Origin of the sequence: Micromonospora sp. NBC_01740, from assembly GCF_035920365.1 — a bacterium.
Lineage (GTDB): Bacteria > Actinomycetota > Actinomycetes > Mycobacteriales > Micromonosporaceae > Micromonospora > Micromonospora reichwaldensis.
Genome location: NZ_CP109150.1, coordinates 6,691,046 through 6,712,359, shown reverse-complemented (window position 1 = coordinate 6,712,359; position 21,314 = coordinate 6,691,046). Strand labels below are relative to the sequence as shown.

At 71.5% G+C, this 21,314-nt stretch carries 21 protein-coding genes and 1 tRNA gene; 13 read left to right on the top strand and 9 right to left on the bottom strand.

Features of this window, described 5'->3' with window-relative positions; genetic code table 11:
- Window positions 1-5 precede the first annotated feature (5 nt).
- Entirely contained in the window at window positions 6-1,016 is a 1,011-nt protein-coding gene (locus OG989_RS29130; RefSeq protein WP_192581569.1) for an LLM class flavin-dependent oxidoreductase, read from the bottom strand.
- A gap of 81 nt (window positions 1,017-1,097) precedes the next feature.
- The gene (locus tag OG989_RS29125) at window positions 1,098-1,577 is read right to left on the bottom strand and encodes an Lrp/AsnC family transcriptional regulator (protein WP_132236429.1); all 480 of its coding nucleotides are present in this window, start codon (window positions 1,575-1,577) and stop codon (window positions 1,098-1,100) included.
- An 83-nt stretch (window positions 1,578-1,660) separates the two neighbouring features.
- Between OG989_RS29125 and OG989_RS29120 the strand changes: the two genes are divergently transcribed.
- Window positions 1,661-2,839 (top strand): trans-sulfuration enzyme family protein, encoded by a 1,179-nt coding sequence (locus OG989_RS29120; protein ID WP_327029084.1) that lies wholly within the window; start codon window positions 1,661-1,663, stop codon window positions 2,837-2,839.
- Window positions 2,840-3,135: 296 nt separating this feature from the next.
- On the opposite strand, the gene OG989_RS29115 is transcribed toward OG989_RS29120, so the two are convergent.
- On the bottom strand, window positions 3,136-3,624 hold the full coding sequence (locus OG989_RS29115; RefSeq protein ID WP_327029083.1) for a hypothetical protein: 489 nt from the start codon (window positions 3,622-3,624) through the stop codon (window positions 3,136-3,138).
- 296 nt (window positions 3,625-3,920) lie between these two features.
- A tRNA-Leu gene (locus OG989_RS29110) sits at window positions 3,921-3,993 on the bottom strand.
- Between the two features lie 104 nt (window positions 3,994-4,097).
- On the opposite strand from OG989_RS29110, the gene OG989_RS29105 reads away from it, so the two are divergent.
- The 11 genes from OG989_RS29105 (at window position 4,098) to polA (ending at window position 16,642) form a co-directional block, all read left to right on the top strand.
- Complete coding sequence (locus OG989_RS29105) at window positions 4,098-4,718, top strand: ANTAR domain-containing response regulator (RefSeq protein WP_151457121.1); 621 nt, start codon at window positions 4,098-4,100, stop codon at window positions 4,716-4,718.
- 81 nt (window positions 4,719-4,799) lie between these two features.
- The gene (locus tag OG989_RS29100; RefSeq protein WP_327029082.1) at window positions 4,800-5,966 is read left to right on the top strand and encodes a hypothetical protein; all 1,167 of its coding nucleotides are present in this window, start codon (window positions 4,800-4,802) and stop codon (window positions 5,964-5,966) included.
- Window positions 5,967-6,225: 259 nt separating this feature from the next.
- The gene (locus tag OG989_RS29095; RefSeq protein WP_151455513.1) at window positions 6,226-7,383 is read left to right on the top strand and encodes a branched-chain amino acid ABC transporter substrate-binding protein; all 1,158 of its coding nucleotides are present in this window, start codon (window positions 6,226-6,228) and stop codon (window positions 7,381-7,383) included.
- Between the two features lie 108 nt (window positions 7,384-7,491).
- Window positions 7,492-8,442 (top strand): branched-chain amino acid ABC transporter permease, encoded by a 951-nt coding sequence (locus OG989_RS29090; RefSeq protein WP_327029081.1) that lies wholly within the window; start codon window positions 7,492-7,494, stop codon window positions 8,440-8,442.
- Window positions 8,439-9,548, top strand: coding sequence for a branched-chain amino acid ABC transporter permease (locus tag OG989_RS29085; RefSeq protein WP_151455512.1), 1,110 nt, complete (start codon window positions 8,439-8,441; stop codon window positions 9,546-9,548). Before OG989_RS29090 ends, OG989_RS29085 begins: the two co-directional genes overlap by 4 nt.
- Window positions 9,541-10,386 carry an ABC transporter ATP-binding protein gene (locus tag OG989_RS29080; protein WP_132236445.1) on the top strand — a complete coding sequence of 282 codons (846 nt, stop codon included), beginning with the start codon at window positions 9,541-9,543 and terminating at the stop codon, window positions 10,384-10,386. Before OG989_RS29085 ends, OG989_RS29080 begins: the two co-directional genes overlap by 8 nt.
- Complete coding sequence (locus OG989_RS29075) at window positions 10,376-11,086, top strand: ABC transporter ATP-binding protein (protein WP_101411744.1); 711 nt, start codon at window positions 10,376-10,378, stop codon at window positions 11,084-11,086. Before OG989_RS29080 ends, OG989_RS29075 begins: the two co-directional genes overlap by 11 nt.
- Window positions 11,087-11,119: 33 nt before the next feature.
- On the top strand, window positions 11,120-12,031 hold the full coding sequence (locus OG989_RS29070; protein WP_327029080.1) for an ABC transporter substrate-binding protein: 912 nt from the start codon (window positions 11,120-11,122) through the stop codon (window positions 12,029-12,031).
- A 2-nt stretch (window positions 12,032-12,033) separates the two neighbouring features.
- Window positions 12,034-13,014, top strand: a complete 981-nt coding sequence (locus tag OG989_RS29065) for an amino acid ABC transporter permease (protein ID WP_327029079.1) — start codon at window positions 12,034-12,036, stop codon at window positions 13,012-13,014.
- Window positions 13,011-13,820 (top strand): amino acid ABC transporter ATP-binding protein, encoded by an 810-nt coding sequence (locus OG989_RS29060; RefSeq protein ID WP_327029078.1) that lies wholly within the window; start codon window positions 13,011-13,013, stop codon window positions 13,818-13,820. The genes OG989_RS29065 and OG989_RS29060 overlap by 4 nt, the downstream gene beginning before the upstream one ends.
- A 122-nt stretch (window positions 13,821-13,942) precedes the next feature.
- Window positions 13,943-16,642 (top strand): DNA polymerase I, encoded by a 2,700-nt coding sequence (gene polA / locus OG989_RS29055; protein ID WP_327029077.1) that lies wholly within the window; start codon window positions 13,943-13,945, stop codon window positions 16,640-16,642.
- Window positions 16,643-16,764: 122 nt separating this feature from the next.
- On the opposite strand, the gene OG989_RS29050 is transcribed toward polA, so the two are convergent.
- The 5 genes from OG989_RS29050 to OG989_RS29030 all read right to left on the bottom strand — a co-directional run bounded on the left by OG989_RS29050 (window position 16,765) and on the right by OG989_RS29030 (window position 19,419).
- Window positions 16,765-17,130 (bottom strand): MerR family transcriptional regulator, encoded by a 366-nt coding sequence (locus OG989_RS29050; protein WP_151455507.1) that lies wholly within the window; start codon window positions 17,128-17,130, stop codon window positions 16,765-16,767.
- 47 nt (window positions 17,131-17,177) lie between these two features.
- On the bottom strand, window positions 17,178-17,927 hold the full coding sequence (locus OG989_RS29045) for an SDR family NAD(P)-dependent oxidoreductase (protein ID WP_151455506.1): 750 nt from the start codon (window positions 17,925-17,927) through the stop codon (window positions 17,178-17,180).
- A 50-nt stretch (window positions 17,928-17,977) separates the two neighbouring features.
- The gene (locus OG989_RS29040; RefSeq protein WP_311413587.1) at window positions 17,978-18,328 is read right to left on the bottom strand and encodes a DUF3140 domain-containing protein; all 351 of its coding nucleotides are present in this window, start codon (window positions 18,326-18,328) and stop codon (window positions 17,978-17,980) included.
- The gene (locus tag OG989_RS29035; protein ID WP_311413586.1) at window positions 18,315-18,536 is read right to left on the bottom strand and encodes a DUF2945 domain-containing protein; all 222 of its coding nucleotides are present in this window, start codon (window positions 18,534-18,536) and stop codon (window positions 18,315-18,317) included. The genes OG989_RS29040 and OG989_RS29035 overlap by 14 nt, the downstream gene beginning before the upstream one ends.
- Window positions 18,537-18,612: 76 nt before the next feature.
- Complete coding sequence (locus OG989_RS29030; protein WP_327029076.1) at window positions 18,613-19,419, bottom strand: class I SAM-dependent methyltransferase; 807 nt, start codon at window positions 19,417-19,419, stop codon at window positions 18,613-18,615.
- A gap of 297 nt (window positions 19,420-19,716) precedes the next feature.
- Here OG989_RS29030 and rpsA point away from each other — a divergent pair, with 297 nt between their 5' ends.
- Window positions 19,717-21,312 carry a 30S ribosomal protein S1 gene (gene rpsA / locus OG989_RS29025; RefSeq protein WP_151455503.1) on the top strand — a complete coding sequence of 532 codons (1,596 nt, stop codon included), beginning with the start codon at window positions 19,717-19,719 and terminating at the stop codon, window positions 21,310-21,312.
- Window positions 21,313-21,314: the final 2 nt, after the last annotated feature.

The following is a 21,314-nucleotide window of genomic DNA, read 5'->3' as shown; positions in this document are numbered from 1 at the left end:
GTGTTTCAGCCCTCGCGGCGCAGGCCACCGGCCACGTGCTCGGCGATCAGCTCGTACGAGCGCACCCGGTCGGCCACGTCGTACACCAGCGTGGTCAGCATCAGCTCGTCCGCGCCGGTGCGCGCCAGCAGCTCCCCGAGCTGCCGCCGTACCGTCTCGGGGGAGCCCGTCGCCTGCCCGTCGCGGCGCTGCCGCACGAACTCGCGCTCGGCCTCCGTGTACGGGTACGCCGCCGCCTCGTCCGGCGTCGACAGGGGCTCGGGCCGCCCCGAGCGCAGCCGCAGGAACGACAGCGCCGCCGGCCCCGCCAGCCACTCCGCCCGCTCGTCGGTGTCCGCGCAGACCGCGTTGACGGCCACCATCGCGTACGGCTTCTCCAGCCACTTCGACGGCCGGAAGTGCTGCCGGTACAGCGCCAGCGCGGGCACCGTGTTCTGCGCGCTGAAGTGGTGCGCGAAGGAGAACGGCAGACCCAGCAGCCCGGCCAGCTGGGCGCTGAACCCGCTGGAGCCGAGCAGCCAGACCGCCGGCTGCTCGCCGAGGCCCGGGGTGGCGGTGATCGGTCCCGGCCGCTCCCCGCTGAAGTAGTTCATCAGGTCCGACAGCTCCCGGGGGAAGCCCTCCGCCGACAGCCCCTCCATCGTCCGGCGCAGCGCCAGCGCGGTCACCTGGTCGGTGCCGGGGGCCCGGCCGATGCCCAGGTCGATGCGGCCCGGGTGCAGCGCTTCGAGGGTGCCGAACTGCTCGGCCACCACCAGCGGCGCGTGGTTGGGCAGCATCACCCCGCCGGAGCCGAGCCGGATCGTCGATGTGTGCGCCGCCAGGTGCGCGAGCAGCACCGCCGGCGCGGAACTCGCGATCGCCGGCATGTTGTGGTGCTCGGCCACCCAGAACCGGCGGTACCCGAGTTCCTCCGTGCGCCGGGCCAGCTCGGTGGTGTGCCGCAGCGCCGCGCCGGCAGTGGCGCCAGCCGCGACCGGGGCAAGATCGAGAACAGACAGCGGTACGTTGATCACAAGGGTGGCCAACCCGCCCCACCTCGGGTTTGTTCCCCGGGGCGATCCGGCTCACGCGCCCGTCGCGGGCCCGCAGCGCGCTCAGCCCATGCCGCGGGCCTGCTCGAAGATCAGGCTCGTCTGGGTGTGCTGCACCGCCGGGTCCACGGCCAGGTGGTCCAGCACGAAGTCCCGCAGGGCGTCCGCCGAGGCCGCCCGCACGTGCAGCACGTAGTCCTCCGCGCCCGCCACGTGGAACACCGCCACCACCCCCGGCAGCCGCACCGACCGGGCCCGGAACGCGTCCACCGCCGCCCGCTCGTGCGCGGTCAGCCGTACCGACACCAGCGCCTGCAACGGCAGCCCCACCGCCGCCGGATCGACCTCCGCGTGGAACCCGCGGATCGCCCCGCGCTCCCGCAGGGCGCGGGTGCGGGTCAGGCACGTCGAGGGGGCCACCCCGACCCGCTCGGCGAGGGCGTTGTTCGGCAGGCGGCCGTCGGCGGCCAGCTCCGACAGGATCGCCCGGTCGGTGTCGTCCAGGTCGGCGAACCGCCGCACATCATTCGTAGCAAGGGGCATGGAGGCATCATCCATCGAACCAGCCCGCGCCTCCAAGGGCAATTACCGAATCATGTTCGGAACTATTGCCGCCTGTTGGCGCTATGTTCGATCCTTCCAGCATGACGACCGTGGACACCAGAGCCGTGCACGCCGGCCGCGACGACCTCGCCGCACTCGGCGTCCACGTGCCGCCGATCGACTTCTCCACCACCAACCCGCTGCCGTCCGTCGACGCCGGCGGCGACGCGTACGAGGCCCTCGCCACCGGAGGCACCCTCCCCGCCGGTGGCAGCGCCGTCTACCAGCGCCTGTGGAACCCCACCGTGGCCCGCTTCGAGACCGCCCTCGCCGACCTCGAGGACACCACCGACGCCGTCGCCTTCGCCAGCGGCATGGCCGCCCTCACCGCCACCCTGCTCGCCGCCACCCGGGACGGCAGGCGGCACCTCGTCGCCGTCCGCCCCCTCTACGGCGGCACCGACCACGTGCTCGCCACCGGCCTGCTCGGCACCACCGTCACCTGGGCCCGCCCCGACGAGGTCGCCGCCGCCGTCCGCCCCGACACCGCCCTGGTGATCGCCGAGACCCCGGCCAACCCCACCCTCGACCTGGTCGACATCGCCGCCCTCGCCCGCGCCGCCGGCGACGTGCCGCTGCTCGTCGACAACACCGTCGCCACCCCCGTGCTCCAGCAACCCACCCGGCACGGCGCCACGCTCGTGCTGCACAGCGCCACCAAGAGCATCGGCGGGCACGGCGACGTCCTCGCCGGCGTGGTCGCCTGCGACGCCGACTGGGCCGCCCGGCTGCGCCAGGTCCGCGCGCTCACCGGCGCGATCCTGCACCCCCTCGGCGCGTACCTGCTGCACCGCGGCCTGCAGACCCTGCCGGTGCGGGTGCGTGCCCAGCAGGCCGGCGCCGAGAAGCTCGCCGCCTGGCTCGCCGCCCACCCCGCCGTCGCGCAGGTGCACCACCCGTCGCTGCACGACCCCGCCGGGCTCGTCGGACGGCAGATGAACGGCCCCGGCAGCCTCCTCGCCTTCGAGGTACGCGGCGGCGCCCCCGCCGCGGCCGCCGTCGCGAACGCCTGCCGGCTGATCACCCACGCGGTCTCGCTGGGCGGCGTCGACACCCTCATCCAGCACCCGGCCTCGCTGACCCACCGCCCCGTCGAGGGGGAGGCCAAGCCGTGCGGGGGCCTGCTGCGCGTCTCGGTGGGCCTGGAGGACGCGGAGGACCTGCGCGCCGACCTGGCCCAGGCCCTCGCCGAACTCGGCTGACCCGCATCGACGCCGTCGGCCGGTCCTCGCTGAACTCGGCTGACCCGCATCGACGCCGTCGGCCGGCCTCCGCTGTACTCGGCTGGCCGGACCGACGTCGTCGGCCGGCCCTCGCTGAATTCGGCTGGCCGGACCAACGCCGTCGCCCGCCCTCACTGCCGCGAGTCGGTCGCCCCGTTGCCGCGAGTCGCCCCGCCGCGGGCGTCGTGGCGCACGGGAGTGGAACGCCACGGGTGCCAACGGGCCCAGGTGACACCCGTGGCGTTCCACCCGTGGGAGCCGACCGGGCGGCACGGTCAGGACTTCGGGCCGACGTGGTGGTCGAGGGCGGCGACGGCGTCCCGGCGCGCCACGGAGAGGGAGTTGCGGCGGTTCATCCGCCAGGCGATGCCGAGCAGGTCCAGTGCCCACTGGCAGAGCCCCATGATGTCGGCCGACTCGTTGACGAACATGTAGCGCGGGTAGACGTAGCTCCTGCCGCGCGTCGTCACCCGGTTGCTGAACCGGCAGCCGTCGGAGTGGAACAAACCCCGCAGGAAAGGCCCGGGATGGGCGGTGACGATCCTCTTCTGCCAGTCGGCGAGGGTGATCTGACGCTCGTGCTTCTTGCCGGGACCGTGCTGCGGGAACAGGCACGGCCAGTGCTTGCCGTAACTCTGCACGTTCACGCAGCCCTGTTGTGGAACCCGCTGGACCTTGTTGGCCAGCACCGCGCGCATAGCGGAGTCGCAGGCGTCGATCAACCCGGGCCACGCGTCGCCGCAGGAAATCCTCAAGACCGGCACCCGCGAGCTAGTGACCAGGTGCCCGTCACCCAGGTAGAGGCCCAGCAGGTAGCTGTAGGCCGATGGGTTTGTCGGATATCCGTCGTCGCGACGGCAGCGGAAACAGCGCTCTGCCGTGCTTCGAACCAGCGGTTGCGGCCGCTCGCGGCACCACTCCCAGACAGTCCGGTAGGAAAGACCGACGACCCGGGCAGCCTCGGCGATGGTTGCGCCGCCCAGGTGGACTCTGAGGGCTCGGGCGCGTATCTCCGGTGCGTGCACAGGACGAGTCTCGTACGCCCGTACGACAGTTCCGGTGTCCCCGGTGGGATTCGAACCCACACTGTCGGAGGTTTGAGCTCCGCTTCTCTGCCATTGGAATACGGGGACGTCGTCGCCCAACGCTGTGGCGGCGCCACATAGGTTACCCACTACGCTAAGGGCGGCGACACCCGGCATCGCGGGTGTCGAGCACAGACTGGTGGGAGTGGCTCGTGGCCGAGATGCAGACGGACGTCGAGCGCAGGCGCGTTCTGATCGCCGAGGACGAGGCGCTGATCCGGCTGGACCTGGCCGAGATGCTCGTCGAGGAGGGCTACGAGGTCGTCGGGGAGGCCGGTGACGGCGAGACCGCCGTCCGGCTCGCCGAGGAGCTCAAGCCGGATCTGGTCATCCTCGACATCAAGATGCCGATCATGGACGGGCTGGCCGCCGCCGAGCGGATCGCGGGCGCCCGGATCGCCCCGGTGATCATCCTGACCGCGTTCAGCCAGCGTGACCTGGTGGAGCGGGCGCGGGCGGCCGGCGCGATGGCGTACCTCGTGAAGCCCTTCCAGAAGAGCGACCTGGTGCCGGCGGTGGAGATCGCGCTGTCGCGCTACTCGGAGATCGCCGCCCTGGAGGCGGAGGTCGCGGGGCTGACCGACCGGCTGGAGATCCGCAAGACGGTCGAGCGCGCCAAGGGCGCGCTGATGACGACGTACGGGATGACCGAGCCGCAGGCGTTCAAGTGGATCCAGCGCACGGCGATGGACCACCGGATGACCATGAAGGAGGTCGCCGAGCGGATCCTCGCCGAGACCGCCGGCGGCGAGGTCGCCCAGCCCGCGTCCTGAGGTGCCGCCGGGGCGACGCGACACGCCGGGGAGCGCTCCGGGGGCTCCTCGCAGGGCCGGTTGATCGATAGCATCTGATCCATGCGGACCCGGCGGCTGGTGGCGGTGCTCGGTGTCCTCGCGCTGCTGCCGGCCGGCTGCGCCCGTGCCCCGGCGGAGCCCGCCGACGAGCCGCTGCGCCCGCGGTGGCAGCCGCTGACCCTGCCGGCGCCGCCGGGCGCCCCCGGCCGGCCGCTGCTGCGCGACGCCGTGGCCTGCGCCGGCACGTGGTACGTGGTCGGCGGGCTGGCCGACGCGGCGGGGGAGACCCGGCCGGCGGCCTGGCGCAGCACCGACGGCGTGTCGTGGACGGCGCTGCCGATGTCGCCGTCGAGCCACTACGGCCGTCAGCACGTGCTCTACGCGGCCGCGTGCCGCGACGGCCGGCTGGCGGCGCTCGGGGCGAAGAACGGCGGCGCGCACGGCAACCCGCGCACGGGCACCTGGTCGCAGTCGCCGGGCGGGCAGCTCCGGGAGGCGTCGGCGCCCTTCGAGCTGTACGCCGGCCCGCGCGCGGTGAGCGTGGCGCGGCTGGCGGCGGGCCCGGCCGGGTGGCTGATCGCGGGGGCGCGGGTCGACGGGGCGGCGGTCTGGACGTCGTCGGACGGCGAGCGCTTCACGATCCGGGAGGGCGTCGCGGAACTCGCCGGTGACGGGCGGGGCCGCACGGTCGCGTACGACGCGGTGGCCGTGCCGGCGGGCTGGTGGGTGGTGGGCGCGGTGCTGCCGCCCGGCGCGACGGCGCTGACGCCCCTGGCCTGGAGTTCGGCCGACGGGCGGTCCTGGCGGCGGATGGCGCTGCCGGTGCCGGACGGGCGGGGCCAGGCGCAGCGGGTGGCCTCGGTCGACGGTGCGGTGGTGGCCGTCGGCCCGGTGCGCGATGGGTTCGCGACCTGGCGGCTGGCGGGCGACGAGTGGCGGCGGGCCGGCGGGTTCGGCGCGGCCGGTCCGGGGGTGTCCTCGGTCGACGCCCTGGTGCCGGCCGGGCGGGAGCTGGTCGCGGTGACGGGGGACGGCGGTGGTCACGGACTGTGGCTTTCCGCCGATGCGGGGGATTCGTGGCGACTGATGACCATGCCGGCCCCGGTGCCGGATGGTGGGAACACGGCCGTGGCGGTCGCGTCGCAGGGTGATCGACTGGTGTTGGTGTCTGACGACGGGGAGGCGTCCCGTGCCTGGTCAGTCGGGTTACCGACCATAGATCGGTAAAGGGTGGACGAAGTTCGACCCGTTACCGATGAAACGAAGGCGAAGGCCTTTTGCCGCCGACGGTTCTTACAGCGATCGTTTCGAACCCGCCACGCCGTGTAACGGTTCGGTCAACCCGCTCCCCTGGGGCTTTCGTCACAGCTCAAAGGTGGGATAGCGTCCGGCCCCAGACCGGCGACGACGGTCTGGTTCGTCCGCCCCCGCAAGGGCCAATCGGCAGCGGGTGGTTCGGACCATTGGACGGAGGAGGGTTCGGGCCTTGAGGCAGAAGCTCGCGCGCGTTATCGGTGGGGTCGCCATGCTGGCGCTCGTCGCCGGCGGCACGGCATGCTCCAGTAGCGACGACGCGGCGTCCGGTGGCGACGCCTGCGGCAACAAGATCGCGTTCTTCGGCGCGCTGACCGGCCCGTCGGCGGCGCTCGGCATCAACGAGAACAACGGCGTCAAGCTGGCGGTCGACAAGTACAACAAGGAGAACGCCGACTGCAAGGTCGAGCTGGTTCCCCTGGACTCGCAGGGCAGCCCGGACCAGGCCCCGCAGCTGGCCCAGAAGGCCATCGACGACACCAAGATCCTCGGCATCGTCGGCCCGGCCTACTCGGGTGAGTCGGAGGCCGCCGGTCCGCTCTTCAACGAGGCCGGTCTGGTGACCATCACCCCGTCGGCCACCAACCCGACGCTCGCGAAGCAGAACTGGAAGACCTTCTTCCGCGCGGTCGGCAACGACCTGAGCCAGGGCCCGGGTGCCGGCAACTACATCAAGAACGTGCTGAAGGCCGACAAGGTCTACGTCATCGACGACCAGTCCGCGTACGGCGCCGGCCTGGCCGACGAGGTCAAGAAGCTGCTCGGCCCCGCGGTCGTCGGCTCGGACAAGGTCCAGGGCGACGGCAAGCAGGTCGAGTTCTCGGCCGTGGTCACCAAGGTCAAGGCCGCCAACGTCAAGGCGGTCTTCTACGGCGGCTACTACCAGGAGGCCGGCCTGATCCGCAAGCAGCTCACCGCTGCCGGGGTCACCGCTCCGCTGATCGCCGGCGACGGCGTGAACGACGCCGCGTACATCACCTCCGCGGGTGCGGCGGCGGCCGAGGGCACCATCCTCACCTGCCCGTGCCAGCCGGCCGCTGAGGCGCGTGGCACCTTCATCGAGGAGTACAAGGCGCTCAACGGCACCGACCCGGGCACCTACAGCGACACGGCCTACGACGCGGCGAACATCCTGCTGGCCGGCATCAAGGCGGGCAAGACCAGCCGTGAGGGCCTGCTGGAGTTCGTGAAGGGCTACAGCGGCGAGGGCGTCGCGGCGAGCTACAAGTTCGTCGAGGGCGGCGAGCTCGACCCGGCGCAGGTCAAGGTCTGGGCCTTCAAGGTCAAGGACGGCAAGGTCGTTCCGGACCAGGAGATCCCCAAGTCCTGACGTCGGTCGCTGCAACGGCGATTGAGTGGTGATCGCGGGCGCGGCCGGGAGCTGTGCTCCCGGCCGCGCCCCACTTTTCTCTCCAGACCCTGATGGAGCGTCCCTTCATTGAACTTCGACGACCTGTTCTCCAACTTCGGGACATACACGACGACCGGCCTGACGCAGGGTGCGATCTACGCCCTGGTCGCACTCGGCTACACGCTGGTCTACGGCGTGTTGAGACTCATCAACTTCGCCCACTCCGAGGTCTTCATCGCCGGCGCGTTCGCGGCGATCTGGACCTGGAACGGCTTCGGGCTCGACCAGAACTCGCAGGTCAGCGGCATCGGGTCGATCATGTTCTACCTGCTGGTGGCGATGATCGTCGCGGCGATCGCCTCCGCCGGCACGGCCACCGTGATCGAGCGGGTGGCGTACCGGCCGCTGCGTAAGCGCAACGCGCCGCCGCTGGCCTTCCTGATCACCGCGATCGGCGCCTCGATCGCCATCTCCGAGGCGTTCGGCATCTGGACCCGCCGTCGCCCGGAGGGCGCCCCGATCCTGGTCAGCCAGGATCCGCTCTTCCACATCTTCGGCGTGCCGATCGATGGGGTGCAGCTGCTCACCCTCGGCGCCGCGCTGGTGATGATGATCGGGCTGGACCTGTTCATCAACCGCAGCCGGGTCGGTCGCGGCATCCGGGCGGTCGCCCAGGACGCCAACACCGCCGCGCTGATGGGCGTGAACAAGGACCGGATCATCCTGATCGTCTTCATCGCCGGCGGCAGCATGGCCGGCGTCGCCGGTCTGCTCTACGACGTACGGATCCAGACCCTCACCTACAGCGTCGGCTTCCTGCTCGGCCTGAAGGCATTCACCGCCGCGGTGCTCGGCGGCATCGGCAACCTGCGCGGCGCGCTGCTCGGCGGCCTGCTGTTGGGCTTGATCGAGAACTACGCCTCCGGTCTGTTCGGCAGCGAGTGGAAGGACTTCGCCGCGTTCGCGCTGCTGGTGGTGCTGCTGATGTTCCGGCCGACCGGTCTGCTGGGTGAGTCGCTGGGGAGGGCACGGGCATGACGACCGTTCTGGAGAAGGTGCGCTCCGGCCGCGAGGCGGCCGGGGAACGGTGGCGCGGGGCGCCGCGCTGGGTGCGCTGGGCGCTGCTGGCCGCGGTGATCGTGTTCTTCTACGCGCTGCCGAACAAGGAGTTCTACCAGTACCTCGGGCCGATCCCGACCCCCGGTGCGAACTTCACCCAGGTGATGTTCACCGTCTCGATCTACGTGCTGCTGGCCGTCGGTCTGAACATCGTGGTCGGCTTCGCCGGCCTGCTCGACCTCGGCTACTTCGGCTTCTTCGCCGTGGGCGCGTACACCGTGGCGGTGCTGACCTCGCCGAGCAGCAACCTCAAGACGCTCTGGCCGTGGCTGCTGGCGGTGCCGGTGGCGATCGCCCTGACGATGGTCTCCGGCGTGATGCTCGGTACGCCGACCCTGCGGCTGCGCGGCGACTACCTGGCGCTGGTGACGCTCGGCTTCGCCGAGATGATCCGCATCGGCGCGGTCAGCTCGGAGTTCCTCCGGGGGCAGCGGGGCTTCAACCAGATCCCGCACCCGCCGGGCGAGTTCGCCGACGGCAAGCCGGTCTTCGGCGTGCTCGACGCACGGCCGTACTACTGGCTGGTGCTCACGCTGATCATCCTGGTGGTCATCGGGGTGCGGAACCTGACCCACAGCCGGGTCGGGCGCGCCTGGATCTCCATCCGGGAGGACGAGGACGCGGCGCAGCTCATGGGCGTGCCGACGTTCAAGTTCAAGCTGTGGGCGTTCGCCGCGGGCGCCGCGATCGCGGGCCTCGCCGGCGCGCTCTTCGCGGGCAAGCAGAACTTCGTCAACTCGCAGAACTTCGAGCTGCTGAACTCGATCATCATCCTGGCCGCGGTCATCTTCGGCGGCTCGGGCAACATCGTCGGCGCGATCGTCGGCGGTGGCCTGGTGGCGTACATGATCGAGCGGTTCCGTGGCATCGAGCTGCTGGGCGTCGAGCTGTACGAGTACCGGTTCCTGTTCTTCGGCCTGGTGCTGGTGGTCATGATGATCTTCCGGCCGGAGGGTCTGATCCCCAACCGACGACGTGCGGCGGAGTTCAAGGATCGTCGCAAGGAGGTGACCGTCGGTGAGTGACACCGAGCAGACGCCGGTCGTTCCGGCGCAGGCCGGCGCGCCGGCCGTGGAGGCGGTGCCCACCCGGGAGCCGCTGCTGGAGGTCGACAAGGTCACGCTGCGCTTCGGCGGCGTGGTCGCCCTGAACGAGGTGGACTTCACCCTCTACAAGGGCGAGATCCTCGGTCTGATCGGCCCGAACGGCGCCGGCAAGACCACCTGCTTCAACGCCATGACCGGCATCTACCAGCCCACCGAGGGGCAGATCCGGTTCCGCGGCCAGAAGGTCAGCGGCAAGAAGCGGCACCAGATCACCAAGATGGGCATGGCGCGGACGTTCCAGAACATCCGCCTCTTCCCGGAGATGACGGCGCTGGAGAACGTCCTGGTGGGCGCGGACGCGCACAACAAGACGAGCGTCATCTCCGCGCTGTTCCGCCTGCCGCGGTACTGGAAGGAGGAGCGCGCGAGCCGGGAGAAGGCCGAGCGCCTGCTGGAGTTCGTCGGCATCCGCAAGCGGATGCACGAGTTCGCCCGCAACCTCTCCTACGGCGAGCAGCGGCGGCTGGAGATCGCCCGCGCGCTGGCCACCGACCCGGTGCTGCTCTGCCTGGACGAGCCGGCCGCCGGCTTCAACCCGGCGGAGAAGGAGGAACTGCTCCAGCTCATCCGGCAGATCCGGGACACCGGCGTGACCGTGCTGCTCATCGAGCACGACATGCGCCTGGTCATGGGGGTCACCGACCGGATCGTGGTGCTGGAGTTCGGAAAGAAGATCGCCGAGGGGCTGCCCGCCGAGGTGCGGGAGAACCCGAAGGTGATCGCGGCGTACCTGGGGGTGCCGGACGATGCTGCTTGAGATCGACGATGTGAGCCTGCTCTACGGGCGGATCCAGGCGCTGCACGGCATCAGCCTGACGGTGGACGAGGGCGAGATCGTCGCCCTGATCGGCGCCAACGGCGCCGGCAAGTCGACCACGATGCGGGCGATCTCCGGGATCCGGCCGGTCGCCAGCGGCAGCATCCGGTTCGACGGTGAGGACATCACCAAGCTCCGGGCGGACCTGCGGGTCCGGCGGGGGCTGTGCCAGGCGCCCGAGGGCCGCGGGATCTTCCCAGGCATGACGGTGCTGGAGAACCTCGACATGGGCGCGTACACCCGGCGCGACCGGGCCGGCATCGCCCAGGACCTCGACCGGGTGCTGGGGCTCTTCCCGCGCCTGGCCGAGCGGCGCAGGCAGCAGGGCGGCACCCTCTCCGGCGGCGAGCAGCAGATGCTGGCCGTCGGGCGGGCGCTGATGAGCCGGCCGAAGCTGCTGCTGCTCGACGAGCCCTCGATGGGTCTGGCACCGATGCTGATCCAGCAGATCTTCGACATCATCGTCGAGATCAACCAACAGGGCACCACCGTCCTGCTGGTCGAGCAGAACGCCCAGCAGGCGCTGGCCCGGGCCCACCGGGCGTACGTGCTGGAGACCGGCCGGATCGTCAAGAGCGGCACCGGCGCCGAGCTGCTGCACGACCCGGCGGTCAAAGAGGCCTACCTCGGCGTGGCCTGACCGGCCGTCACCCCTCATCGCAAGGAGTACCCCATGTTCCGCATCAGTGGTGGCCGCCGGGCCGCCCTCGGCGTCACCGGCGCCGCCCTGCTCGCCCTCTCGCTGGCCGGCTGCGGCGAGAAGGAGAGCACCGAGCAGCCCGGCGCCGGCCCCAGCGTCACCGCCGCCGCCGACTCGGCGCTGGCCGCGAAGGTGCCCGACGCCATCAAGGCCGACGGCGTGATCAAGGTCGGCACCGACTCGACGTACGCCCCGGCGGAGTTCCTCGACGCCGACGGCAAGACGGTCGTCGGCTTCGACATCGAGCTGTTCAACGCGGTCGCGCAGAAGCTCGGCCTGAAGGCCGAGTACGAGTCGGCGCCGTTCGACGCGATCCTGCCGGGCGTCGACTCGGGCAAGTACGAGGTCGGCGTCTCCTCGTTCACCATCAACGCCGACCGGATGAAGACCGTCAACATGGTCAGCTACTACTCGGCCGGCACCCAGTGGGCGACCAAGGCCGGCAACCCGGCCAAGGTCGACACCGAGAACGCCTGCGGCAAGAAGATCGCCGTGCAGGTCGGCACCGTGCAGCTCGACGACATCACCGCCCGGTCGAAGAAGTGCACCGACGCCGGCAAGCCGGCCATCACCATCGACCAGTACCAGGCGCAGAGCGACGCCACCGCCGCCGTGGTCAGCGGCAAGGACGACGCCATGCTGGCCGACTCCCCGGTCGGTGCGTACGCGGTGAAGCAGAGCAACGGCCAGCTGGAACTGCTCGGCGACATCTACGAGTCGGCCCCGTACGGCTACGCGGTGAAGAAGGACCAGGCCGCGTTCGCCGAGGTGCTGAAGGAGGCCGTCGCGGCGGTCATCGCCGACGGCTCGTACGAGGGCGCGCTGAAGAAGTGGGGCGTCGAGGGCGGCGCCATCACGACCCCGGCGCTGAACCCGACCAGCTGACGATGTCTGTCGAGACTGACACACCCGAACGGGCACGGCCGGAACCCATCCGCGCCGTGCCCGTGCGGCATCCCGGGCGGTGGGTCGCCGTCGCCGTGATCGGGGTGCTGGTGGCCATGTTCGTGCACCTGCTGGTGACGAACAAGGCGTTCAACTGGTCGTTCATGGTCGACGAGATGTTCCGCCCGCCGATCATGGAGGGGGTGCGCGGCAGCCTCGCGCTGCTGGTGACCGCCATGCTGATCGGCATCGGGCTGGGCGTCGTCATCGCCATCATGCGGCTGTCGGAGAACCCGATCCTGCGCGGCGTCGCGTGGGCGTACACCTGGTTCTTCCGGGCGGTGCCCCGGCTGGTGCTGGCGATCCTCTTCGGGAACCTGGGCATCCTCTGGGCGCGCATCGAGTTCGGCCTGCCCTTCGACCGGCAGATCGGCGCCCTGTTCGGGGTCGACGACTTCGAGGCGCGGCTGTTCGGCTTCTCGGCGGTGGACATCCTCACCGGGTTCGTGGCCGGCATGCTGGCGCTGGGCCTCTCCGAGGCCGCCTACATGGCGGAGATCGTCCGGGCCGGCATCCAGTCGGTCGACGAGGGGCAGACGGAGGCCGCGCAGGCGCTCGGCCTGCGCCGGGGGCAGATCCTGCGCCGGATCGTGCTGCCGCAGGCCATGCGGGTGATCGTCCCGCCGACCGGCAACGAGACCATCGCCATGCTCAAGGACACCTCGCTGGTCGCCTTCGTGCCGGTCTCCATGGAGCTGTTCTTCCAGCTCAGGGCCGTGAGCAGCCGTACCTACCAGGTCGTCCCGATGCTGGTGGCGGCGACCATCTGGTACCTGCTGCTGACCAGCGTGCTGCTGGTCGGGCAGTACTACCTGGAGCGGCACTTCTCCAAGGGCGTCGGGCGCAGCGCGCGGGCGAAGACCAAGCTGCGGGGGATCGCGGCGGAGAGCGGCGGCACGACCGGGAAGGCGGACGGCGCATGACCGAGCTGACGGTGCCGGCGCAGACCGGCGGACTGGCGGTGGAGTCCGGGCCGATGGTCCGGGCCGAGCAGGTGCACAAGTCGTTCGGGGCGATCGAGGTGCTCAAGGGCATCGACCTGGAGGTCCGCAGCGGCGAGGTGTGCTGCCTGCTGGGCCCCTCCGGCTCCGGCAAGTCGACGTTCCTGCGCTGCATCAACCACCTGGAGAAGATCAACGCCGGCCGCATCTGGGTGGACGGCGACCTGATCGGCTACCGCGAGCGCGGCGGCAAGCTGCACGAGATGCGGGAGAAGGACGTCGCCGCCCAGCGCCGCGCGATCGGCATGGTGTTCCAGCGGTTCAACCTCTTCCCGCACATGACCGCCCTGGAGAACGTCGCCGAGGCGCCGGTGCAGGTGGGCCGCGAGAAGAAGGCCACCGCCCGGGACCGGGCCGCCGCGCTGCTGGAGCGGGTGGGGCTGGGCGACAAGCTCGGCAACTACCCGAGCCAGCTCTCCGGCGGCCAGCAGCAGCGGGTGGCGATCGCCCGGGCGCTGGCGATGCAGCCGAAGCTGATGCTCTTCGACGAGCCCACCAGCGCGCTCGACCCGGAGCTGGTCGGCGAGGTGCTCGACGTGATGAAGGACCTGGCGCGCGACGGCATGACGATGATCGTGGTGACCCACGAGATCGGCTTCGCCCGCGAGGTCGGCGACTCGCTGGTCTTCATGGACGGCGGCGTCGTGGTCGAGTCCGGCGTGCCCCGCGAGGTGATCGCCAACCCCCGGCACGACCGGACGAAGGCGTTCCTGGCCAAGGTGCTCTGAGCGGTACGCCGGCGCGGCCCACCCCGGGCCGTGCCGGCGTCCGTGCCGGTGTCCGCCTCGGGCCGCGCCGGCGTCCGTGCCGGTGTCCCGGAGTGTCGGGGCGGGCGGCTAGAGTCGCTGCCGTGACAGCTACGACGCCGCGCCTGCTTCTCGTCGACGGACATTCCATGGCATACCGGGCGTTCTTCGCCCTGCCGGTGGAGAACTTCTCCACCACGACGGGGCAGCCGACCAACGCGGTCTACGGCTTCACGTCCATGCTGATCAACGTGCTGCGCGACGAGCAGCCGACGCACATCGTGGTCGCCTTCGACGTCTCCCGCCGCTCTTTCCGCACCGAGAAGTACGCGGAGTACAAGGCCGGCCGCAGCGAGACCCCGACCGACTTCAAGGGCCAGGTGAGCCTGGTCAAGGAGGTCCTCGCGGCGCTGCGCATCCCGGTGGTGGAGAAGGAGGGCTTCGAGGCCGACGACATCATCGCCACCCTCGCCTGCCAGGCCCGCGACCAGGGCATGTCGGTCCTGATCAGCAGCGGCGACCGGGACGCGTTCCAGCTCGTCGGCGACCAGATCACGGTGCTCTACCCGCGCAAGGGCGTCTCGGACCTGGCCCGGATGGACCCGGCGGCGATCGAGGCGAAGTACGGCGTCCCCCCGGAGCGCTACCGCGACCTGGCCGCCCTGGTCGGCGAGACCAGCGACAACCTGCCCGGCGTGCCCGGGGTCGGGCCGAAGACCGCCGCGAAGTGGATCAACACGTACGGCGGGGTCGACGGGGTCGTCGCGCGGGCCGACGAGATCAAGGGAAAGGCCGGCGACAGCCTGCGCGAGCGGCTCGCCGACGTGATCCGCAACTACGAGATCAACTGTCTCGTCTCCGACCTGGAACTGCCGCTGCGCCCCGAGGACGCGCGGTGGGAGGGGTGGGACCGCGAGGCCGTCCACCAGGTCTTCGACACCCTCGAGTTCCGCATCCTGCGCGACCGGCTCTACCAGTACCTGGAGGCGGTGGAGCCGGAGGCCGAGTCCGGGTTCGACCTGACCGGCGAGGTGCTCACCGAGCCCGGGGCGCTCGCCGGGTGGCTGGAGACGCACGCGCCGGCCGACACCCCGGTGGGCGTGGCGGCGAAGCTCGACACGGGTCCCAACCGTCGGCACACCGCCTCGGTGACCGGGCTGGCGCTGGCCACCGCCGGCGGTGCGGCGGCCTGGTGCGATCCCGCCACCCTGGAGCCGACCGACGAGGCGGCCCTGGCGGCCTGGCTGGCCGACGCCGGGCGGCCCAAGGTGCTGCACGACAGCAAGCCGGCGGTGCTGGCGTTCGCCGCGCACGGCTGGCACCTGGAGGGCATCCTCCGCGACACCCAGATCGCGGCCTACCTGGCCCGCCCCGACCAGCGCTCCTACGACCTGACCGACCTGGCCCTGCGCTACCTGCACCGCGAGCTGCGGGTCGACGCCCCGGAGACCGGCCAGCTCACCCTGGAGGGGCTCGGCAACGACGGCGAGGCGGAGCAGAACCTCATGCTCCAGGCCCGCGCCACCCTCGACCTGGCCGACGCGATCGACGCCGAGCTGTCCCGCGACGGCGAGCAGTCGGCGCGGCTGATGGCCGGGGTGGAGCTGCCGCTGATGCGGGTGCTCGCCGACATGGAACGCACCGGCATCGCCGCCGACACGCACTATCTCTCCGAGTTGGAGGCGCACTTCGCCGCCGAGGTGAAGGCCGCCGCCCAGGGGGCCTACGAGTCGGTCGGCCGGGAGTTCAACCTCGGCTCGCCGAAGCAGTTGCAGGAGATCCTCTTCGGCGAGCTGGGCCTGCCCAAGACCAAGAAGATCAAGACCGGCTACACCACCGACGCCGACGCCCTCCAGTGGCTGCACGCGCAGAACCCGCACCCGGTGCTGGCCCACCTGCTGCGCCACCGGGACGTGGCGAAGCTCAAGACGACCGTCGACGGGCTGCTCAAGTCGGTCTCCGACGACGGCCGCATCCACACCACGTTCAACCAGACGGTGGCGGCCACGGGGCGGCTCTCCTCGACCGAGCCCAACCTGCAGAACATCCCGATCCGCACCGAGGAGGGCCGCCGCATCCGGCGCGCCTTCGTGGTGGGGGAGGGCTACGACTGCCTGCTCACCGCCGACTACAGCCAGATCGAGATGCGGATCATGGCGCACCTGTCGTCGGACGACGCGCTCATCGAGGCGTTCAACTCCGGTGCCGACTTCCACGCCGCCACCGCCTCGTCGGTCTTCGAGGTGCCGGTCGGCGAGGTCACCGCCGACCAGCGGCGCAAGATCAAGGCAATGAACTACGGCCTGGCGTACGGGCTGAGCGCGTTCGGCCTCTCCCAGCAGCTCGGGATCACCGCCGAGGAGGCGCGCGGGCTGATGGAGAACTACTTCGCCGGTTTCGGGGGCGTGCGCGACTACCTCCAGGAGGTCGTCGCCCGCGCCCGGCACGACGGTTACACCTCCACCATCCTGGGCCGCCGCCGCTACCTGCCCGACCTGGTCAGCGACAACCGGCAGCGCCGGGAGATGGCGGAGCGGATGGCGCTCAACGCTCCCATCCAGGGTTCGGCGGCCGACATCATCAAGGTCGCCATGCTGCACGTCGACACGGCGCTGCGCGAGGCGGGCCTGCGCTCGCGGATGCTGCTCCAGGTGCACGACGAGCTGGTCTTCGAGGTCGCCCCGGGCGAACGGGAGACCCTGGAGGCGCTGGTGCGGCGGGAGATGGGCGGGGCGCACCCGCTGTCGGTGCCGCTGGAGGTCTCCGTCGGCGAGGGCCGGGACTGGAACAGCGCCGACCACTGACGGGCGCCGCCCGCCGCGCGCCGGCACGGGCCCTGCCCGGGGAGGGCGGCAGGACCCGCGCCGCCGTCGAACGGTGCGGGACGGCCGTGGGTCGGGGCAGGGGCGGCGGGTCCGCGTCGTCGTCAGACTTCTGGGACGGCCGTGCCCGCCGCGCGCAGGGCCGCCGCCAGCCGGTCGCGTGCCGCCGTCTGCGCCGCGATGCGGGCGTCGAGCACCGCGAGGCGGTCCAGGGCGACCCGGACACCGGCCGGCGCGGGCGGGGCGGCGGCCACGTCCCCGTCCAGGCAGGGCAGGAACGTCCGCACGTCGTCCAGCGTCAGGCCGGCGGCCAGCAGGTGACGGATGTTGCGCACGCGGCCCACCGACCGCTCGTCGTAGATCCGGTAGCCGTTGTGGGCCCGCCGGGAGTCGAGCAGCCCGTGCCGCTCGTAGTGCCGCAGCGCGCGTGGGGTGGTGCCGGTGGCCTCCGCCAGCTCGCCGATCAGCATGGTCCGTACCTCCGGGCACCGTTCTACCAGTGCGGCGGGCGACGCCGTCACGCGATCACGGCGCCACCGTCGACCGGCAGTACGACGCCGGTGACGAAGCCGGCCGCCGGGTCGGCGAGGCGCAGGATCGCCCACGCCACCTCCTCGGGACGCCCGATGCGTCCCAGCGGCGTCCGCTCCACCTGCCAGCGGCGGACGTCGGCCTGCTGCTGCGGCGTCAGCCTCTGGTGCGCGCCGATCGGGGTGTCGACGGCGCCGGGCGCCACCGCCACCACCCTGATCCCGGACGGCGCGAGCTCCACCGCCCAGCTGCGGGTCAGCGAGTCCAGGGCGGACTTCCCGGCCGCGTACAGCGAGCTGCCCGGCCAGGCCCGCGACCCGACCGACGTGGTGACGTTGACGACGACGCCCCGGCTGTCGGTCAGCGCCGGCACCGCCGCCTGGGTGAGCAGGAGCGGCGCCACCAGGTTCGTCGCCAGGTGTCGCTCGACGGTCTCGGGGGCGAGCGAACCGAGCGGACCGCCGCCGGCCACGCCCGCGTTGTTGACCAGCACGTCGAGGCGGCCGTGCCGCTGCGTGGCGGTGCCGACGATCAGCTCCGCGGCGCCGGGAGCGGTGACGTCGGCGACCAGCGGTTCGATGCCGGGGTGGCCGGCGGCGGTCTCCGCCAGTGGCGCGGCCCGTCGTCCCACCGCGACGACGTACGCCCCCTGGGCGCTGAACTCACGGGCCGTGGCCCGCCCGATCCCGGTGCCCGCACCGGTGACGACGACGATCCTGCGTTGCGCTCGACTCATGGTGCGGATCGTCGGACCCTGCCGTCAGTGGCAGGGTCAAGCGGACGGGCTCAGCGCTTCAGTGGGTCGTGGCCCCAGTTCATCAGGGACCAGCGCCACTTCGTGTCGCGGACGTCGCCGGAGGGGCGCTGCGCCATGTGCCGGCGGACGTAGCCGACGACCTTGCGCATGTGCCGGTAGTCGCCCTCGGAGAGCTCGGCACGCTTGCGCCGCAGCAGCTCGATGATCTTGCGGCCCGACTCGTGCCCGACCGACTCGCCGCCGCCGGAGCGCCCACCCTTGTGCCAGCCGACCTGCTTCGACTCGTCGGTCTCCAGCCACGTCGACAGCTCGGCCGGCTTCATGTTCACCGCCTCGGTGAACTCCCGGTAGGTGTCCCGGCCCTCGTCAGCCCTGCTCATGGCGCAGCACCTCCGGACGGTGTGCGACGTCCCGCCCCGAGTCGTCGTTGCGGATCCGGTACTGCGGGTCGTCCGGCGACGCGTTCACGGCGTGCCCGCGTACGTGCGTCCGTTCGGTGATCTTCTCCTTGACCACGCCGTACGCCCGGCCGCTGTGGCTGGCCCAGGAGACGTGGTCACCGCTGCGGAACTCGCTCTGCTCGGCCATGCGACGCGGGTACCCGGCGTCGATGCCCCGAAACGACGGCCCCGGCCGGGCGCGCTCCGGGCGGGGCGCGTGCCGGTCAGCCGGCGGGCTTCTGCGCGACGAAGATGGCGGTGCCGGGGAAGAGGCGGCCGCGCAGCGGGCTCCACTGCCCCCAGATCCCCTCGTGCCCCTCGGGCCACTCCGGTTCCACGAGGTCGAGCAGGCGGAACCCGGCGCCCACGAGCTCGCGGATCCGGTCGCCGAGCGTGCGGTGCTGCTCGACGTAGGTGGCGTCACCGGCCTCGTCCTGCTCCACGTAGGGGGAGCGGTCGAAGTACGAGTGCACGGCGGTCAGCCCGCCCTCGCCGGGGTCGTCGAGGAAGATCCACCGCATCGGGTGGGTCACCGAGAACACCCACCGGCCGCCGGGGCGCAGCACCCGGAACACCTCGCGCATGACCGCCGCCGAGTCGGCCACGAACGGGACCGCCCCGAACGCCGTGCAGGCGGTGTCGAACGCGGCGTCGGCGAAGGGCAGCGCCAGCGCGTCGGCCTGCACCAGCGGCACGCGTACGCCGGTGCGTCCGGCCGCCAGCGCGGCGTGCCGCAGCATGCCGGCGGAGAGGTCCAGGGCGACCGGCCGGGCCCCCTGGGTGGCGAGCCACCGCGCGGCGGCGGCGGCCCCGCTGCCGAGTTCCAGCACCCGCCGGCCGGCCAGGTCGCCCAGCAGCCGTACGTCGGCCTCCCGCACGCCCTCCGGACACCAGACGAAGTCCAGGTCACCGAGGAAACGGCCGTGCTCGGCCTGGTAGTCGTCGGCGTCGGCGTCCCACCAGCGGCGGTTCGCCCGGCGGGCCTCGGCGTTGCCGACCCGGCGCCGGGTCACCCGGCTGTCGTCATCCACCCGCCCACGCTAGCCCCGCGCGCGCCGTGCGCCGGGCGACCCCCGGAGTGCGGGGTACGGCGCCCGGCGCTACCGTTCACCGGTGATGCCCCTGTGACGGACGCGACACCTGCGGCGCCTTCCTGCCGATATCTCCGCTTTCGCAGCTGACGAGGCGGCGAGAGGACGGGAGGGCTTGCACGCTGTGGTAATGCAGCGGGTAGGCTAGATGATGCGCTCGCGGATCGTGTGCCTCGGCAGGGAGCAGGTGCGCGGTCTCCGGGACCACTGGCGGAGCCACATCCATGATCTCACGCGATGATCTTTCGGTGTGCCCGGCGACGGATCCGCTGGCGCGAACAGGTCACCGCGACACACCAGCCTGCTGTGACACACCATCCGACCGGAGCAACCGCCCACATGACGAGCAGCATCGAGGCCCCCTCGAGCGCCACCCGGGTCACCCACGACGATCTCGGTTCCGAGGAGGCTTTCCTCGCCGCGATCGACGAGACCATCAAGTACTTCAACGACGGCGACATTGTCGAAGGCACCGTCGTCAAGGTCGATCGGGACGAGGTCCTGCTCGACATCGGCTACAAGACCGAGGGTGTCATCCCCTCTCGGGAGTTGTCGATCAAGCACGACGTGGACCCGGCCGAGGTCGTTTCGGTTGGTGACCACATCGAGGCCCTGGTCCTCCAGAAGGAGGACAAGGAGGGTCGTCTGATCCTCTCCAAGAAGCGGGCGCAGTACGAGCGGGCCTGGGGCACCATCGAGAAGATCAAGGACGAGGACGGGGTCGTCCGCGGCTCGGTCATCGAGGTGGTCAAGGGCGGCCTCATCCTCGACATCGGGCTGCGGGGCTTCCTGCCCGCCTCCCTGGTCGAGATGCGTCGGGTGCGCGACCTGCAGCCGTACGTCGGGCGCGAGCTCGAAGCCAAGATCATCGAGCTGGACAAGAACCGCAACAACGTGGTCCTGTCCCGCCGGGCCTGGCTGGAGCAGACGCAGTCCGAGGTGCGCACCGAGTTCCTCAACAAGCTGCAGAAGGGCCAGGTCCGCAAGGGCGTCGTGTCCTCGATCGTCAACTTCGGCGCGTTCGTCGACCTGGGCGGCGTGGACGGCCTCGTGCACGTCTCCGAGCTGTCCTGGAAGCACATCGACCACCCGTCCGAGGTCGTCGAGGTGGGCCAGGAGGTCGAGGTCGAGGTCCTGGACGTCGACCTGGACCGCGAGCGGGTCTCGCTGTCGCTGAAGGCGACGCAGGAGGACCCGTGGCGTCAGTTCGCCCGCACCCACGCGATCCAGCAGATCGTGCCGGGTAAGGTCACCAAGCTGGTGCCGTTCGGCGCCTTCGTCCGGGTGGACGACGGCATCGAGGGCCTGGTCCACATCTCCGAGCTGGCCGAGCGCCACGTGGAGATCCCGGAGCAGGTCGTCCAGGTCGGCTCCGAGGTCATGGTCAAGGTCATCGACATCGACCTGGAGCGCCGCCGGATCTCGCTGTCGCTCAAGCAGGCCAACGAGGGCTTCGTCGAGGGCGAGGAGCACTTCGACCCGACCCTCTACGGCATGGCCGCGACGTACGACACCGAGGGCAACTACATCTACCCGGAGGGCTTCGACCCGGAGACGGGCGAGTGGCTCGAGGGGTACGACAAGCAGCGCGAGACCTGGGAGAACCAGTACGCCGAGGCGCGTCAGCGCTGGGAGGCCCACACCAAGCAGGTGCAGACCTCCCGGGCCGCCGACGCCGAGGCGGCTGCCAACCCGGCCCCGCCCGTCACCGGTGGTGGCACCACCACCTCGACCAGCGCGGCCCCGAGCCGTCAGGCCGAGGAGCCGGCCGGCACCCTGGCCACCGACGAGGCGCTCGCCGCTCTGCGGGAGAAGCTCGCCGGCGGCAAGTGACC

Coding starts and splice junctions, on each gene's coding strand:
- OG989_RS29045 (WP_151455506.1), bottom strand. CDS start 17,927: ATGAGTCGAGCGCAACGCAGGATCGTCGTCGTCACCGGTGCGGGCACC.
- rpsA (WP_151455503.1), top strand. CDS start 19,717: ATGATCTTTCGGTGTGCCCGGCGACGGATCCGCTGGCGCGAACAGGTC.
- OG989_RS29075 (WP_101411744.1), top strand. CDS start 10,376: ATGCTGCTTGAGATCGACGATGTGAGCCTGCTCTACGGGCGGATCCAG.
- OG989_RS29085 (WP_151455512.1), top strand. CDS start 8,439: ATGACGACCGTTCTGGAGAAGGTGCGCTCCGGCCGCGAGGCGGCCGGG.
- OG989_RS29040 (WP_311413587.1), bottom strand. CDS start 18,328: ATGAGCAGGGCTGACGAGGGCCGGGACACCTACCGGGAGTTCACCGAG.
- OG989_RS29120 (WP_327029084.1), top strand. CDS start 1,661: ATGTTCGATCCTTCCAGCATGACGACCGTGGACACCAGAGCCGTGCAC.
- OG989_RS29070 (WP_327029080.1), top strand. CDS start 11,120: ATGTTCCGCATCAGTGGTGGCCGCCGGGCCGCCCTCGGCGTCACCGGC.
- OG989_RS29060 (WP_327029078.1), top strand. CDS start 13,011: ATGACCGAGCTGACGGTGCCGGCGCAGACCGGCGGACTGGCGGTGGAG.
- OG989_RS29035 (WP_311413586.1), bottom strand. CDS start 18,536: ATGGCCGAGCAGAGCGAGTTCCGCAGCGGTGACCACGTCTCCTGGGCC.
- OG989_RS29100 (WP_327029082.1), top strand. CDS start 4,800: ATGCGGACCCGGCGGCTGGTGGCGGTGCTCGGTGTCCTCGCGCTGCTG.
- OG989_RS29065 (WP_327029079.1), top strand. CDS start 12,034: ATGTCTGTCGAGACTGACACACCCGAACGGGCACGGCCGGAACCCATC.
- OG989_RS29125 (WP_132236429.1), bottom strand. CDS start 1,577: ATGCCCCTTGCTACGAATGATGTGCGGCGGTTCGCCGACCTGGACGAC.
- OG989_RS29050 (WP_151455507.1), bottom strand. CDS start 17,130: ATGCTGATCGGCGAGCTGGCGGAGGCCACCGGCACCACCCCACGCGCG.